Here is a 15,696-nt window from a genome sequence, read left to right on the forward strand (position 1 = left end):
ATTCGGCGTCCAGCGCGGCCCCACCGACACCCGGACCCCGCCGGCGGGGGTCAGTCCTCACCCGTCCCCGTCCAGGTGGCCGCGCAGCCAGCGTTCGACCTCCATGACGTGCATGGTGGCCGCCGCGCGGGCCGCGTCGGGGTCGCGGTCGCGCAGCGCCTGGTAGATGCGCTCGTGGTCCTCGCGCAGGCGGGCGGTCAGGCCGGCTTCGCGGTGGCCGTGCCAGACGCGGGCGTGGAAGGTGCGCGAGGACAGCCCGCCGTTGATGGCCACCAGGGTGGCGTTGCCGGTGGTCTCCACGATCGCCTGGTGGAACGACAGGTCGGCGGCGACGGTCTCGCCCTCGCTGCGGCCGGTGCCGATCCGCTCCAGGATGCCGGCCAGCCGGTCCAGCTGGGACTCGTCGGCGCGCGCGGCGGCCAGCGCGGTAGCGGCCGGCTCCAGCATCCGGCGCACCTGGAGCACCTCGACGAGCGTCTCGCCCTGGGAGATCTCGGCGAGCACGGAGAAGGTCTCCAGCAGGTCGCCGGGGCGCAGCGGTGTCACGTAGACCCCGGCGCCGTGGCGCGCCTCCAGCACACCCAAAGCGGTCAGGGCGCGGATGGCCTCGCGCATGGAGCTGCGCGAGACGCCGAGGCCGGCCGCCAGGTCGCGCTCGGTGGGCAGGCGGTCGCCGGGGCGCAGGTCTCCGGCCGCGATCATCCGCTTGATGTGCTCGATGGCCCGCTGGGTCACCGGCAGGCGCTCGGCGGGGGCCGGGTGGGCGCCGGGCGGGGCGGAGCGGTCGGGCGTGGTCACCGGTGCCTGCCTTCCTTCGGTGGCGTGGGCCCCGCCCGGCCGCGCCGGAGCGGGGCCGGGCGGGTGCGCCGGCAGCGGTCGTCTTGACATCGGTGCCGGGCGCGGCGTAGAAGTGGTCGGACCAATCCGGTACCCGGACGCCGCACACCCCAGGGTACGCCGCTTTTTTCGGCTGGTCTGCGCACCTTGTCCCGCCCGGGGCCGGAGAAGACATCGGACCAATGGCGGTACGGTCGACCGCGGCCGGGGCGCAGTCCGGCGCGCCCCGCCGGAATCGAGGGAGCGCATGCGCATCGCGCTGTTCATCACGTGCGTGAACGACACCCTGTATCCCCGCACGGGGCGGGCGGTGGTGCGCCTGCTGCGCCGGCTGGGCCACGAGGTGGTCTTCCCCGAGGCCCAGACCTGCTGCGGCCAACTGCACTACAACACCGGCTACCGGCGCGAGGCCCAGAAGCTGGCGGTGCGCTTCGTCGAGACCTTCGCCGACGCCGACGCCGTCCTGGCGCCGTCCGGGTCGTGCGCGGCCATGGTCCGCGACAACTACCCGCGGCTGTGCGCGCCCGGCAGCCGGCTCGACCGGGCCGCGGCCGAGCTGGCGCCGCGCGTCCACGACCTCTCCGAACTGCTCGTGGACGTCCTCGGGGTGACCGACGTGGGCGCCTACTTCCCGCACACGGTCACCTACCACCCCACCTGCCACGGACTGCGCCTGCTCAAGCTGCGCGACCGCCCCTACCGCCTGCTGCGCAACGTCCGCGGCATCGACCTGCGCGAACTGGAGGGCTCCGCCGAGTGCTGCGGGTTCGGCGGCACCTTCGCGATGAAGAACGCCGACGTCTCCGCCGCCATGGCCGCCGACAAGGCCCGCAACGTCGCCGCCACCGGTGCCGAGGTGCTGTGCGCCGTCGACAACTCCTGCCTCATGCACATCGGCGGCACCCTGCGGCGCCAGCGCGCCGGCGTCGCGACCGTCCACCTCGCCGAGATCCTCGCCTCGACCGAACAGGAGCCGGCCCGCCTATGAGCCCCGACCACAGCTCCCCCGGCGCCGGGCACGCCGCGCAGGACCGCGCCGCCGGCCACGCGACCTTCCTGGGGATGCTGCCCTTCCCCGAGGCGGCCGAGCGCGCCGTCGGCGACTCCCAGCTGCGCCACAACCTGCGCATGGCCACCCGCACCATCCGGCACAAGCGCGAGGAGGTGGTCGGCGAGCTCGACGACTGGTCCGCCCTGCGCGCGGCGGGCAAGGCCGTCAAGGACCGCACGCTGCGCCACCTCGACACCTACCTGGAGCGGTTGGAGGCCGCGGTCACCGCCGCCGGGGGCCGGGTGCACTGGGCGGCCGACGCGGCCGAGGCCAACGAGATCGTGACCGGCCTGGTGCGCGCCACGGGCGAGACCGACGTGGTCAAGGTGAAGTCGATGGCCACCCAGGAGATCGAGCTGAACGAGGCCCTGGCCCAGGCCGGCATCATCGCCTACGAGACCGACCTGGCCGAGCTGATCGTCCAGCTCAGCGACGACCTCCCCTCCCACATCCTGGTGCCGGCCATCCACCGCAACCGCGCCGAGATCCGCGAGATCTTCCGCGATCGGATGGCCGCCTGGGGCGTCGCCGCTCCGGAGGGGCTCGGCGACGACCCCCGCGCCCTGGCCGAGGCCGCCCGCGTCCACCTGCGGGAGCGGTTCCTGCGCAGCAGGGTGGCGATCTCCGGCGCGAACTTCGCGGTGGCCGACACCGGGACGATGGTGGTGCTGGAGTCGGAGGGCAACGGGCGGATGTGCCTGACCCTGCCGCAGACGCTCATCTCGGTGGTGGGCATCGAGAAGGTCGTACCCACCTGGTCGGACCTGGAGGTGTTCCTGCAGCTGCTGCCGCGCTCCTCCACCGGCGAGCGGATGAACCCCTACACCTCCACCTGGACCGGTGTGGCACCGGGCGACGGCCCCCAGGAGTTCCATCTGGTGCTGCTGGACAACGGCCGCAGCGACGTGCTCGCCGACGAGGTGGGGCGCCAGGCGCTGCGCTGCATCCGCTGCTCGGCGTGCCTGAACATCTGCCCGGTCTACGAGCGCACCGGCGGGCACGCCTACGGCTCGGTCTACCCCGGCCCCATCGGCGCGATCCTCACCCCGCAACTGCGCGGGACGGCCTCGGCGCAGGAGGCGTCGCTGCCGTATGCGTCGTCGCTGTGCGGCGCCTGCTACGAGGTCTGCCCGGTGGCCATCGACATCCCCGAGGTGCTGGTGCACCTGCGCGAGGAGGTCGCCGCCTCCCCCGGGCACCGCGCGGAGAAGGCGGCCATGGGCGCCGCCGGGTGGGTGCTGGGCGGCGAGCGCCGGCTGGGCGCCGCCCAGCGCGCGGCCTCGGCGGCGCGCTCGGTCGTGCCGCGGCGCATGCCCGGGCCGGCGTCGGCCTGGACCGACACCCGCGACATCCCCGAGATCCCCGAGGAGTCGTTCCGCGCCTGGTGGCGCCGCGAGGGCGCCGCCGAGCCGGCGCCCGGTGCGGATCCGGCGGAGCCCGGTCGAAGCGGCGGCGATGAGGAGGGCGGTCGGCGATGAGCGGTTCGCGTGAGCGCGTCCTGGCACGGGTGCGCGCGGCCCTGGCGGACGTCCCCGCAGGCGAGGCACCCGAGGACGTGGCGGTGCCGCGCGACTACGCCCCCGCCCACGACCAGGGCGAGACGACGGCGCTGTTCGCCGAACGGCTGGAGGACTACAAGGCGCTGGTGCACCGCACCCCGCCCGAGGGCCTGGCCGCGACCGTGGCCCGGGCACTGGCCCGCCGCGGCGCCGGGCGCGTCGCCGCCGCCGAGGACGCCCCCGAGGACTGGTTCGCGCAGGCGGAGGCGGAGGTGGTGCGCGACGGCGGGCTCGACGTCGCCGGGCTGGACCGGATGGACGGGGTGGTCACCGGCTGCGCGGTGGCCGTGGCCGAGACCGGGACCATCGTCCTCGACGGCGGCCGCGCCCAGGGCAGGCGCGCCCTCACCCTGATCCCCGACTACCACCTGTGCGTGGTGCGCGGCGACCAGATCGTCGCCGGCGTCCCCCAGGCGCTGCCGCGCCTTTCCCCGGCGCGCCCGCTGACCTGGATCAGCGGGCCGTCGGCCACCAGCGACATCGAACTCGACCGGGTCGAGGGGGTGCACGGGCCGCGCACCCTGGAGGTCGTCATCGTCGAGTGACGCCCGGCCCGCGGTCGCCCGCGGTTGCCCCGGTGTTCACCGCGGCGTCGACCGCGGGCGGCCGCGGCGCCGCTATCCTGCTGTGTCCTCCGCGCCGGGCTGGACGGACCCGGCGCGGACCGGCGGCGATCGGGCACCCGGCGCGCGCCGGGGCGCCCGCCTGAGCGCGCCGCCGGCCGGCGGTGCGCTCAGGCCAGCCGCGGGGGGAACCCGCCGGTGGCCACGGGCCCCCAGCGCTGCGGGGTGAGGCGGACCAGCGCCTTGCCCTGCCTGCGCATCGCGTCGCGGTACTCGTCCCAGTCGGGGTGCTCGCCGGAGATCACCCGGAAGTACTCCACGAGCGGCTCCACGGCCTCCTCGCCCTCCACGACCTCGGCGGTGCCGTCGACCTGCACCCAGGGGCCGTCGAAGTCGTCGGAGAGCACGACGACGCTCACCCGGGGGTCGCGGACGGCGTTGCGGGTCTTGGCGCGCTCGGGATAGGTCGAGACGACGATGCGCCCCTGGCCGTCGACACCGCAGGTCACCGGCGAGGCCTGGGGCTCCCCGCCGGCGCGGCGGGTGATGATCAGCGCCTTGTGCCGGGGGCGGACGAAGTCGAGCAGCTCCTCGCGGGAGACGCGGGTGCTGGTGGCGATCGACGGGCTCATCTGCTGATCCTCCACGGTGGCTGCAGCGGACGGCGGGCGGCGGCGCCCCGCACCGGAGCACGGCGGCGGGCGACGGCCCGCCCGGCAGCCTATACCGGGCGGGGCGCGGCGCCCCGCTCCCGCGCCCGCCCGCTCAGGCCTCGGAGCCGGCCGCCTCGACGACGGCGAAGGACTCCGGAGGCAGGCGCAGGCGCGCGCCCTCGGCCGCGGCACCGGCCGACGACAGCAGCACCCTCCCGGCAGGCCGGTCCAGGTGCGCGTCGGCGGCACCGGAGCGCAGGTTGCAGGCGACGCGCAACCGCCCGCGGCGCAGCACCAGCACGCGGCCGTCCTCGGCGGCGTCTACGCCGAACCGGTCCAGGCGGGGATCGGCGAGTTCGGTGCGGGACCGGCGCAGCGCGATGAGGCGGCGGTAGACCTCCAGCGTGTCGCGGTGCGGCGGCCGGTCGCGCTCCTCCCAGCGCAGCACGGCCTGGTCGCGCGTGCGGGGATCGACGGGATCGGGCACGTCGGCCTCGTTCCAGCCGTGGGCGGCGAACTCGCGGCGCCGCCCCTTGCGCACCCCCTCGGCCAGGCCCGGATCGGTGAAGGAGGCGAAGAACGGCCACGGGGTAGAGGCCCCCCACTCCTCCCCCATGAACAGCATGGGCGTGTAAGGCGAGCACAGCACCAGCGCGGCGCCGCAGGCCAGCAGGCCGGGCGAGGCGGTGGCGGGCATGCGGTCGCCGGCGGCGCGGTTGCCGACCTGGTCGTGGTTCTGCAGGTAGGCCAGGAACCGGTGGGCCGGGATGCGGGCCGGGTCGACGGGGGCTCCGTGGACGCGGCCGCGGAAGCCGGAGTAGCGGCCGTCGTGCCAGAAGGCGCGCCGCAGGGTGGCGGGCAGCACTTCGGGGGCGGTGAAGTCGCGGTAGTAGCCGTGGCCCTCGCCGGTGAGCGCGGCGTGCAGGGCGTGGTGGATGTCGTCGCACCACTGGGCGGTCATCCCGTGCCCGCCGGCCTCGCGCGCGGTGACGGTGGCGGGGTCGTTGCGGTCGGACTCGGCGATGAGCGCGAGAGGGCGGCGCAGCCCGGCCGCCAGCGCGTCGACCTCGGCCGACAGTTCGGTGAGCAGGTGCCGGGCGCGCGAATCGTGCAGCGCGTGCACCGCGTCCAGGCGCAGCCCGTCCAGGTGGTAGTCGCGCAGCCAGCCCAGGGCGTTGCCGATCACGTAGCGCCGCACCTCGTCGGAACCGGGGCCGTCCAGGTTGAGCGAGGGGCCCCAGGCGGTGTCGCCGCTGAAGTAGGGGCCGAACCGCGGCAGATAGGCGCCCTCGGGTCCGAGGTGGTTGTAGACGACGTCGAGCAGGACTCCCAGGCCGCGGCGGTGGCAGGCGTCGACGAAGCGCTTGAGGCCGTCGGGGCCGCCGTAGGGCTCGTGCACCGCTCCCCACAGCACCCCGTCGTAGCCCCACCCGTGGTCGGCGCCGCCGAACGCGTTGACCGGCATCAGCTGCACGAGGTCGGCGCCGAGGTCGGCGAGGTGGTCCAGGCGCCCGATCGCGGCGTCGAACGTGCCCTCGCGGGTGAAGGTCCCGATGTGCAGCTCGTAGAGCACCGAGCCGGGAAGCGCGCGCCCGCGCCAGTCGGCGTCGCTCCAGGCGAAGGCGGAGTGGTCGTAGACGCGGGAGGGCCCGTGCACGCCGAAGGGCTGGTGCAGGGAGCGGGGGTCGGGCAGCGGCTCGTCGGAGCCGTCGAGCACGAAGGCGTAGTCGTCGCCGGGGGCGCAGGCGGCGCGGACGTGCCACCAGCCGCCGTCGCCCCGGCTCATGGGATGGTCCTCGCCTCGGATGCGGAGATCGACACTGCCGCACTCCGGTGCCCAGACCCCGAACCACTGCCCCGCGCGCTCGCTCACGCGGCGGTTCCTACCCGGGCGCGGGTGCGGTAACGCGCCGGGTGAGCGGGCGCTCAGGCCGGGCGGTAGACCGCGACGGCGAAGGACGCGCGCGCCGCGACCGGGTCGCCGAGGGCTGCGATGCGCTCGGCGGTCTCGCCGGTCTCCAGGTGCCGGGCGCTGGGGCCCATGCCGACCAGGGCGGCGGCCTCGCCGGGAGTCAGCGACAGCTCCAGATCCAGCTCCTCGCGGTGGGTGCGGGAGAAGTGCGCGCCGAGCCCGCCCTCCAGCCGCTCCTCCTTGCTCGCGTCCACGCTCACCAGCCCCAGGTTCGAGATCAGCTCGGCGAGGTGGCGGGAGGTGGGGGTGACGACGATCAGCGCGCCGCCGCCGCCCAGTGCGCGGTGGAACTCGGCGGGCCGACGGGGGGCGAACACGTTCAGCAGCACGGCCGCCGAGCCGGTGCGCAGCGGCAGCCCGCGCCAGGTGTCGCAGGCGGCGGCGCCCGCGCGCGGGTGGGCGCGGGCGGCGCGGCGCAGTGCGAACTTGGACACGTCCAGGGCCAGCCCCCAGGCGCCGGGCGCCGCGTCCAGCACCGCGCCGAGGTAGTAGCCGGTGCCGGCGCCGATGTCGGCGACGAGCCCGCCCTCGGCCAGGGGCGGCCGGGCCGCCGCCGCGGCCAGTTCGGCCAGCCGGTCGGCCAGCGGCGCGTAGTGGCCGGCGGACTGGAACTCCTGGCGGGCGCGCACCATCTCCTTGGTGTCGCCGGTGCCAGCGGTGCGATGGCCGGTGAGCAGGCCGGCATAGCCCTCCCGGGCGACGTCGAACCGGTGCCCCGCAGAGCACGCCAGCGCATTGCCGCCGGGCCCGAGGGCGGCGCCGCAGACGGGGCAGGCCAGTGCGTCCAGCACCGGCCGGGGCATCCGCAGCCGGTCGAGCACGGCAGGCCGGTCGTCGTCGGTGGAGGTCATGGGCCTCCAGCTTAGGGCGTGGACTGGGGACCGCCCGCCGCCCACCACCGCCGTGAAGGAGGCGCCTCGCGGCCGCGCCGGTGTTCCGCGCCGGCCCGCCGCCGAGCGCACGTCGCGTCTTCGAGGCGGAGTCCCGCCACCGACGGTGCGGCTCCACCTGGGAAGAACCGCGTGAGCTCGGCGGCCAGGAAACACGTGACGCGCAGCGTCTCCGCCGGGGTGGCGGCGGGCCGACGGGCAGGCAAGCACGCGGCGCGTCAGCGCCACCGTTGGGGCGGTGGCGGGCTGACGGGCGGGCCGCGCTGCGCGAACCGCGCCCATTGCCGCACCCCCGATGGCGACCGCCCCAGGTGGTACGCGGGGGGTTCCTCCGCCCTGGCGACAGGAGGAACCCTCCGGGGACCCCCCAGGGCGGTCACCACAGCGGCTGCGGCAATGGGGCTGAGATGCGCGAAGCGCTGTGCGCCGGCTTGCCGCCGAGCGGCGGTGCACCTTTCCCTCAGAGGCCCGCCACCGGTGGCACGGCTCCGCCTGACACATTCAGCATGCGCTCGGCGCCAAGGAAACACGTGACGCGAAGCGTCTCGGTTGGGGCGGTGGTGGGCTGACGGGCGGGCACGTGACGCGAAGCGTCTCCGCTGGGGTGGCGGTGGGCGACGGGCGGGCACGCGGCGCGTCAGCGCCACCGCTGGGGTGGTGGCGGGCTGACGGGCGGGCTGAGCTACGCGAAACCGCGCCCATTGCCGCACCCCCGTGGTGGCCGACCCCACAAGCGTCCCGGCGGGTGCCGGGAAGGCGGAGCCGCGGCGCCTTCAGCCAAGGCCGAGGACGAGGGCGCGGCGGCGGCCGGGCTCAGTCGCGCACGAGCAGGGCCACCGGGTAGCGGTCGAGCACCGATGCCAGGTGCGCGGCGCAGAATCCGTCGGTGCGCTCGGGCAGGACCACGCGGCCGGTGAGGGCGTCCCGCCAGGTGCCCCGCCCTCCGGGCAGCGGCACGCAGGTGTCGGACCAGCCTCCCTTGGCCGCGAGGCCCAGCGGCAGGCGGGTGGCGACGGCGACGGCCCCGCGGTCGGGTCCGCGGGCGAAGGCGACCGCGTGGTCGGATTCGGGGCCCACCGGCTCCAGCGGGAGGTAGCCGCTGAGGTCGCGGTCGCGGCGCAGGTGCAGCGCCGAGCGGACCACATGCAGCTTGGCCTCGCCCGTGGCGTCGACGGCGGGCAGGCGCCCGCCCTCCAGGCGCTCCAGGTGGGTGCGGCGGCAGGTGAAGTCGACGGGGCGGCGGTTGTCCGGGTCGACCAGGGAGAGGTCCCACAACTCCGAGCCTTGGTAGAGGTCGGGCACGCCCGGCCCCGCCAGCTGGAGCAGTTTCTGCCCCAGGGAGTTGCTCCAGCCCGCGGCGCGGATGCGGGCGACGAACGCGGCGACTTCGGCGCACAGGTCGTCGTCGGAGAGCACCCGCTCGGGCCAGGCGGCCACCTCGGCCTCGAAGGCGGGGTCGCCGTCGATCCAGGAGGTGCGCACCTTCTGCTCGCGCGCCGCCTTGAGCAGGTAGTCGCGCAGGCGGGCGGCGCTGATCGGCCAGGTTCCCACGAGGCTCTGCCAGGCGAGCAGGTCCAAGGCGGGGTCGCCGAGCCCGCGGGCGCCGCGCCAGCGGCGCACGGCCGCGGCGAAGTCGTGCGGGATCTCGCTGATGGCCGCCAGGCGGGCGCGCACGTCCTCCGAGCGCTTGGTGTCGTGGGTGGACAGCGCGGTCATGGCCTGCGGCCGGCACGCCTCGCGCCGGGCGCAGCAGTCGTGGAACTCCTCCGGGGAGACGCCGAAGCGCGCGGGGTCGCCGCCGACCTCGTTGAGCGCCACGAAGCGGGTGGCGCGGTAGAAGGCGGTGTCCTCGGTGCCCTTGGCCATCACCATTCCGCTGGTCTGCTGGATGCGCACGGACAGCTCACCGGCGGGGTCTGCGCGCACCCGCTTGTCGATGTCGCCGAGGACGGCGGCCAGGTCGGGGCGGGCGGCCTGTGCTGCGGCCACGGCCCGGTCCCAGGCGGCCCGGCCTTCGGGCAGGTAGCTGCGGTAGGTGTCGAAGGAGGCGAGCAGTTCGGCGACGGCGGCCTCGGCCTCCTCGGTGTCGGCCGCGTCGAGCAGCGCGGCGATCCGGCGCACCTCGGGCGCCAACAGCTCCCGGGCCGCCAGCCTGCCCGACTCGGCCCGCACGGCGGCGACGTCGGCGGGGGCGCCCAGCGACGCCGCCAGCTCCGTCAGCGGCCCTTCGCCGGAGGGGTCGACGAAAAGCCCGCAGACCTCGCGCAGCGCGTCGTAGCCGGTGGTGCCGGCGACGGGCCACGAGGCGGGCGGGGACTCGCCGGGGGCGAGGATCTTCTCGGCGACGATCCAGCCGCCGAAGGCGTCGTGCAACCGGCGCAGGTAGGCGCCCGGGTCGCTGAGGCCGTCGGGGTGGTCGACGCGCAGGCCGTCCAGCTCGCCGCGTTCGGCCCAGCGCAGGATCTCGGCGTGGGCGGCGGCGAACACGTCGGGGTCCTCCACCCGGACGGCCGCCAGCCCGGTGATGTCGAAGAAGCGGCGGTAGCCCAGCCGCTCGCGGCCGCGCCGCCAGGACACCAGCCGGTAGTGCTGGCGCTCATGGACGTCGGCCGGGCCGTCGCCGGGGTTGTGGCTGCCCGGCGCCAGCGGGAAGCGGTGGTCCTCATACGTCAAGCACCCGTCGGCGATACCCAGCCGGTCCAGAGCCGCCGCGCCGCCGTCGCCGTCGTCGGCCAGCACCGGCAGTTCCAGGCGCTCGGCCGACCAGTCGATGTCGAAGCAGCGGGCGTAGGGGGACTCCTTGCCCAGCCGCAGCACGTCCCACCACCAGGGGTTGGCGGCCGGCTCCGCCACCGACATGTGGTTGGGCACGATGTCGACCACCGCGCCCATGCCGCGCTCGTGCAGCCGGCCCACCAGCTCCCGCCGGGCCTGGTCGCCGCCGAGGACGGATGAGACCGACCCGGGGTCGACCACGTCGTAGCCGTGCTGGGACCCGGGCGCGGCGGTGAGGATCGGCGACAGGTAGGCGGCGCCCACCCCCAGGCGGTCGAGGTAGTCGACGAGCCCGGCGGCGTCGGCGAGTGTGAGCCCCGGCCCGAGCTGCAGCCGGTAGGTGGAGGTGGGGCAGTACGGCTTCATCGACGTGTTCCCTGCCCCGCTCACGCGCGCCTGAACCCCGGCCGCCGCCACCGCCGGGTGCCGGAGCTCCGCGGTCGCGCCGCCCGCGGGGCGCGGTCCGCGGCGCCCTCGCCCAGCGGAATAGGATCATGGGCGTCCGACGACCGCCGCGATCCCGGGAAAGGGCCGCTCCATGGCCGATACCGCCGTCCGCGTACTCCTGCTGAACGGCCCCAACCTGAACCTGCTCGGCAGCCGCGACCCGCAGCAGTACGGCTCGGTGACGCTGGCCGAGGTCGAGCGCCGCGTCACGGCGCTGGGGGCCGAGCTGGGCGCCGAGGTGGAGTGCGCGCAGAGCAACCACGAGGGGGTCATGGTCGAGCACATCCACCGGGCCCGCGAGCTGGACGGCGTCGTGTTCAACCCGGGCGCCTTGGCCCACTACAGCATCGCGCTGCGCGACGCGATCGACGCGGTGGAGACGCCGTGCGTCGAGGTGCACATCTCCAACGTCTACGCGCGCGAGCCGTTCCGGCACACCTCGGTCACGGCCCCGGTGGTGCAGGGCTACATCGCCGGCTGCGGGGTCGCCGGCTACGAACTGGGCCTGCGCGCCGTGCTGGCGCGGATCGGAGAGCGGCAGGCTTAAGAACGGCGGGGGTGCCGCTTTCGAGGAACCCGCCGGGTACCACCTGGGGCGGCCGCCATCGAGATTGCGGCAACGGGTGCGCCTCGCGCAGCGCGGCCCGCCGCCACCCCAGCGGAGACGCACCACCGGTGGCGGGCCTCTGAGGGAAAGGTGCACCGCCGCTCGGCGGCAAGCCGGCGCACAGCGCTTCGCGCATCACAGCCCCATTGCCGCAGCCGCTGTGGTGCCCGCCCTGGGTGGTCCCCGGTGGGTTCCTCCGGTCGCCAGGGCGGAGGAACCCACCGGGTTCCACCTGGGACGGCCGCCATCGGGGTTGCGGCAACAACGGGTACGCCCCCGCAGCGCGGCCCGCCCGTCAGCCCGCCACCGCCCCAACGGTGGCGCTGACGCGCCGCCTGCTTGCCCGCCCGTCAGCCCGCCACCGCCCCAACGGAGACGCACCACCGGTGGCGGGCCTCCGAAGCACAGGTGCACCTCCACTCGGCGGCAAGCCGGCGCACAGCGCTTCGCGCATCACAGCCCCATTGCCGCAACCTCTGTCGTGCCGTTATGCGGGGACGGTCCCGGTCAGCGGCGAGGACGGTGTCACAGGGGCCCCGTTGGGCAGCACGGTTCACCTCTTGTTACATTCCTTTTCGGCCTCCGGACACCTCGGCGAAACCGGACCGGCCACACGAACCCTGGAGTGACCGCAGGGTTGCCGCACGCTCGCAAAGGGGAAAGTCAGACCCGTGACCCTGCCCGGCCACCGCACCGCGTCCGCGGCCCTCTTGGCCGTCGTACTGGCGCTGACCAGCGCGTGCGGCAGTGACAACGCGCTCAGACGGGGCCAGGAGCCGCCTCCCGTGCCCGCGGACCTCGACTGCTTCGAGGGCAGCCTCTCGGGGGCCGGCTCCAGCGCCCAGGAGAACGCCATGTACACCTGGGTTGCGGGTTACCAGCTGGCCTGCGAGGACGCCCTGGTCCTCTACGACTCGGTGGGTTCGGGCGCTGGCCGCAGCCAGTTTCTGGACAGCGCGGTCGACTTCGCCGGCTCCGACGCGGCTCTGGACGAGCGCGAGCACGAGCGCGCCCGCGAGCGCTGCGCGGCCGGCGCCCCCGCCGTCAACATCCCCGGCTACGTCGTGCCCATCGCCGTCATCTTCGAACTGGAGGGCGTCGACTCGCTGAACCTGCCGCCGGAGACCCTGGCCAAGATCTTCAACCAGGAGATCACCCGCTGGAACGACCCGGAGATCGCCGAGCACAACCCCGGCGCCGACCTGCCCGACATGCGCATCACCCCGGTCACGCGCGCCGACGAATCCGGGACCACGGAGAACTTCACCGCCTACCTCGCCGCGGCGGCCGGCGAGGCGTGGCCGCACGAGCCCAGCGGCAGCTGGCCGATCAACCCGGTCGAGGCCGCGCAGGGCAACAGCGGGATCGCCGAGGCGGTCGAGAGCGGCCAGGGCACCATCGGCTACGTCGAGGCCTCGCACACCGCGGACATGTCCACCGCGGCGATCGGCGTGGGCGGGGAGTTCGTCGAGCTGTCCCCGGAGTCGGCGTCGGAAGTGGTCGCCTCCTCCCCCGAGCGTGAGGGAGGGCCCAAGCACGACCACGCCCTGGACCTGGACTACGGCACCACCCGGCCGGGCACCTACCCGATCGTGCTGGTGACCTACGAGATCGCCTGCCTGCGCTACGAGTCGGCCGACGACGCCGAGCGCGTGCGCGCGTTCTTGAACTACGTGATCAGCAAGGAGGGCCAGCAGGCCGCCTCCCGCGAGACGGGATCGGCCCCGCTGCCCGCGGACTTCCGCAGGAAGCTGCAGGCGTCGGTGGCGGCCATCAGCGCTGGCGGGTGAGCCGCCGCGCGGCCCAACGCACCCGGCGCGGCCCGGCTGCGCCGGCGTGCCCCGGACCGCCGCCCGGTGGCCACGGTCGGCCGCGGCGCTGATCGCGCCGACCTGGGCCGCTAGTCTAGGATCGCCGCTGCGGCGGACCCCGATGCGGGCCACCGCCTTCCGCGCCCCGGATCCTCCGGCACGGGATTCCGCCGGGACGCGCGCCGCCCTCCACCCGGCGATCCGCCCGAGCGGCACCGGCTCGATGCCGGCGGCCCGCCTGACCGGGGCGGACACGTCTGCGACGGCGGCGAACCGTCCGAATGTGCCGCGGTTGCGGCCACCCGCTAGGATCAGCCGGGTTCATGCCCCCCTTTGTCCCTCCGAAATACAAGGAAGCCCGATGAACCAGTTGCAGACGCTGACGCAGCTCGCCGTGCGGCAGCGAATCCGGATGATGGTGAACCAGTACGAGGTCCGGACTCTGCTGCCCGACGGCAACGAGGGCGACCTGATCGCCTTCGCCCAGCAGAAGCGCCTGGCGTTCAAGGAGCAGGTGACCCTCTACACCGACGACTCCAAGCAGTACCCGGTGCTGGGCTTCAAGGCCCGCCAGGTGGTCGACCTGGGCGCGACCTACGACGTCACCGACCACAACGGCCAGCCGATCGGCAACTTCCGCAAGGACTTCAAGCAGTCGCTGCTGCGCTCGACCTGGCACCTGGAGCAGCCCGGCCTGTTCACCGCAACCGGCCAGGAGCGCAACCAGCTCCTGGGGATCCTGCGTCGGTTCATCGACGCCGCCAAGTTCATCCCCTACCACTTCGACTTCTACGCGGGCGAGTACCCGATCTTCAGCGTCGACAAGAAGTTCGGCCTGCGCGACCGCTACACCGTGCAGATCCAGGACCCCAACGTCGACCGCCGGCTGGTCATCGCCATGGCGGTGGCGCTGGACGCGCTGCAGGCCCGCTGAGGCCCGACGGCGCCCGCAGCGGGGGCGCCTCCGCGCACGGCCCCGCCCGGCGGCGGGCCGGCACCGCGGTCGGCACCGGTCCGAGGAACCCGGCGGCGCCGGCGAGACGCCGCAAAGGCCCTGCCCCAGCCTTCCCCCCGCGCCCGGCCGCCCGCGGCGGCGCCCAGGCGCATCCCCTTCGCAGCAGGAGCAGCACCGGCCGACCTGCGCATCATCTCCTGACCTGGCCCGTCCCACGCTGATCGGCCAGACTTCAGGATGCCGTCGGCACGGACCCGGGTATCCCCGCGCGTGTCCTTGACGACCTCAACCCCCTTGCAGACGGGGACCGCGTGTCCCGGGTCCCTGCCGGCGGCAGCACGAACGCGGCCCGCGGCAGCCCCTCACAGCGGGCCCGCCACCAGGACGCGCATCTCGGCGCCGAGATCGCGCAGGTCCAGGGTGCGCAGCCCCGCCGGGCGCAGCAGCGCCTCGTATTCCTCCGCGGTGCGCTCCCGGCCCTCGGTCATGACCATCATGTGCACGTCATAGGCCTGCGACAGCCACGGCCGGCGGTCGTCGGGCATGACCCGCTCCACGATCAGCAGGTGCGAGCCCGGCCCCATCGCCGCCGCGCAGTTGGCGAGGATGCGCGCCGCGGAGTCGTCGTCCCAGTTGTGCAGCACGCGGCAGAGCAGGTAGACGTCGGCCTGGACGGGGATCTCGCGCAGGAAGTCCGCCCCGGCCAGCCTGCAGCGGCCTTCGTCCAGGAAGGGCGCGAGCCGCTCGCGGGCGCCGGCGAGGACCTGCGGGCGCTCCAGCAGGGTGCCCTGCAGGCGGGGGTGTTCGCGCAGCAGTGCGGCGAGCCGGCTGCCGTCGCCGCCGCCGATGTCGGCCGCGTGCGCGGCGCGGGAGAAGTCGTAGACGGCCGGCAGCGCGTCGGCGAAGGCGCCGCCCGCCGCCATGCCCGCGTCGAAGAGCGCGGCGTCGCCGGGGTGGTCGGCCAGGTAGGTGTAGACGTCGCGGCCGTGCACGGCTTCGAACGCCCGCCGACCGGTGCGCACGGCATCGCCGAGGCCGCGCCAGGCGTCCAGGAAGAAGCCGCTGCTGTAGAGCAGCGCCAGGGCGCGCATCGAGGACGGGTGCTCGCTGTGCAACCGCTCCCCCATCGGCGCCAGGCGGAACCGGCCGCCGCTCTCCTCACGCAGCACCTCCAGTCCCACCAGAAGCCGCAGCAGCCGCCCCAGCGGTTCGGGGGCCAGGGACAGCTCGTCGGCGAGTTCGCCGGCCCCGGCCGGGGCCTCGCCCAGCCGGTCGATCACCCCCAGCCGCACCGCCGCCGCCACCGCCTCGGCCAGCCACGGTCCCATCAGCAGCCGCAGCAGCTCGCGGCTTTCGGTTTCGCTTCCGGCCATCCCGCCCCCATCGTCCCCGGCGACCCCCACCACGGTAACGCCGGGTGGACCCCGCATCACCCCGGGCGCCCGCCGGAGCCGCCGGGGCACTCGGCCACCGCCGCCATGGGTCACGGCGTCCGCCCTCGAAGGGAGGTTCGTGCGGGCGGACGGCCGGCGCACCGGCGGTGCCGGCGCCCCCGTCCTCAGGGCGCGGAAACCCC

Annotated in this window: 12 protein-coding genes; 6 read left to right on the forward strand and 6 right to left on the reverse strand. The window is 75.1% G+C overall.

Translation table 11 applies throughout. The annotated features are described in order from the left end of the window. Positions 1-57: 57 nt before the first annotated feature. Positions 58-798, reverse strand: coding sequence for an FCD domain-containing protein (locus FZ103_RS19570; RefSeq protein ID WP_343233610.1), 741 nt, complete (start codon positions 796-798; stop codon positions 58-60). A gap of 286 nt (positions 799-1,084) precedes the next feature. Between FZ103_RS19570 and FZ103_RS19575 the strand changes: the two genes are divergently transcribed. The 3 genes from FZ103_RS19575 (at position 1,085) to FZ103_RS19585 (ending at position 3,992) form a co-directional block, all read left to right on the forward strand. Further along, entirely contained in the window at positions 1,085-1,825 is a 741-nt protein-coding gene (locus FZ103_RS19575) for a (Fe-S)-binding protein (protein WP_156003145.1), read from the forward strand. A 74-nt stretch (positions 1,826-1,899) separates the two neighbouring features. After that, positions 1,900-3,366: a lactate utilization protein B gene (locus FZ103_RS19580; RefSeq protein ID WP_156003762.1), complete on the forward strand. Its 1,467-nt coding sequence runs from the start codon at positions 1,900-1,902 to the stop codon at positions 3,364-3,366. Next, positions 3,363-3,992, forward strand: coding sequence for an LUD domain-containing protein (locus FZ103_RS19585; RefSeq protein ID WP_156003148.1), 630 nt, complete (start codon positions 3,363-3,365; stop codon positions 3,990-3,992). Before FZ103_RS19580 ends, FZ103_RS19585 begins: the two co-directional genes overlap by 4 nt. A 188-nt stretch (positions 3,993-4,180) precedes the next feature. On the opposite strand, the gene FZ103_RS19590 is transcribed toward FZ103_RS19585, so the two are convergent. From FZ103_RS19590 to treY, 4 genes are all read right to left on the reverse strand, one after another. After that, on the reverse strand, positions 4,181-4,642 hold the full coding sequence (locus FZ103_RS19590) for a PPOX class F420-dependent oxidoreductase (protein ID WP_156003151.1): 462 nt from the start codon (positions 4,640-4,642) through the stop codon (positions 4,181-4,183). Between the two features lie 133 nt (positions 4,643-4,775). Beyond that, positions 4,776-6,536 (reverse strand): malto-oligosyltrehalose trehalohydrolase, encoded by a 1,761-nt coding sequence (gene treZ, locus FZ103_RS19595; protein WP_186356556.1) that lies wholly within the window; start codon positions 6,534-6,536, stop codon positions 4,776-4,778. A gap of 53 nt (positions 6,537-6,589) precedes the next feature. Further along, on the reverse strand, positions 6,590-7,486 hold the full coding sequence (locus FZ103_RS19600; protein ID WP_156003154.1) for a putative RNA methyltransferase: 897 nt from the start codon (positions 7,484-7,486) through the stop codon (positions 6,590-6,592). An 852-nt stretch (positions 7,487-8,338) separates the two neighbouring features. Next, positions 8,339-10,666 carry a malto-oligosyltrehalose synthase gene (gene treY / locus FZ103_RS19605; protein WP_156003157.1) on the reverse strand — a complete coding sequence of 776 codons (2,328 nt, stop codon included), beginning with the start codon at positions 10,664-10,666 and terminating at the stop codon, positions 8,339-8,341. A 172-nt stretch (positions 10,667-10,838) separates the two neighbouring features. Between treY and aroQ the strand changes: the two genes are divergently transcribed. The 3 genes from aroQ (at position 10,839) to FZ103_RS19620 (ending at position 14,099) form a co-directional block, all read left to right on the forward strand. Beyond that, a complete protein-coding gene (gene aroQ / locus FZ103_RS19610; protein WP_156003159.1) occupies positions 10,839-11,294 on the forward strand; it encodes a type II 3-dehydroquinate dehydratase in 456 nt (151 codons plus the stop codon). A gap of 731 nt (positions 11,295-12,025) precedes the next feature. Further along, positions 12,026-13,144 carry a phosphate ABC transporter substrate-binding protein PstS gene (gene pstS, locus FZ103_RS19615; RefSeq protein WP_186356557.1) on the forward strand — a complete coding sequence of 373 codons (1,119 nt, stop codon included), beginning with the start codon at positions 12,026-12,028 and terminating at the stop codon, positions 13,142-13,144. A gap of 382 nt (positions 13,145-13,526) precedes the next feature. Then, a complete protein-coding gene (locus FZ103_RS19620; protein WP_156003162.1) occupies positions 13,527-14,099 on the forward strand; it encodes a hypothetical protein in 573 nt (190 codons plus the stop codon). Between the two features lie 383 nt (positions 14,100-14,482). Here FZ103_RS19620 and FZ103_RS19625 read toward each other — a convergent pair whose 3' ends face one another. Continuing rightward, the gene (locus FZ103_RS19625; RefSeq protein ID WP_156003165.1) at positions 14,483-15,493 is read right to left on the reverse strand and encodes a methyltransferase; all 1,011 of its coding nucleotides are present in this window, start codon (positions 15,491-15,493) and stop codon (positions 14,483-14,485) included. Positions 15,494-15,696: the final 203 nt, after the last annotated feature.

Origin of the sequence: Streptomonospora sp. PA3, assembly GCF_009728995.1 — a bacterium.
Classification (GTDB): Bacteria; Actinomycetota; Actinomycetes; order Streptosporangiales; family Streptosporangiaceae; genus Streptomonospora.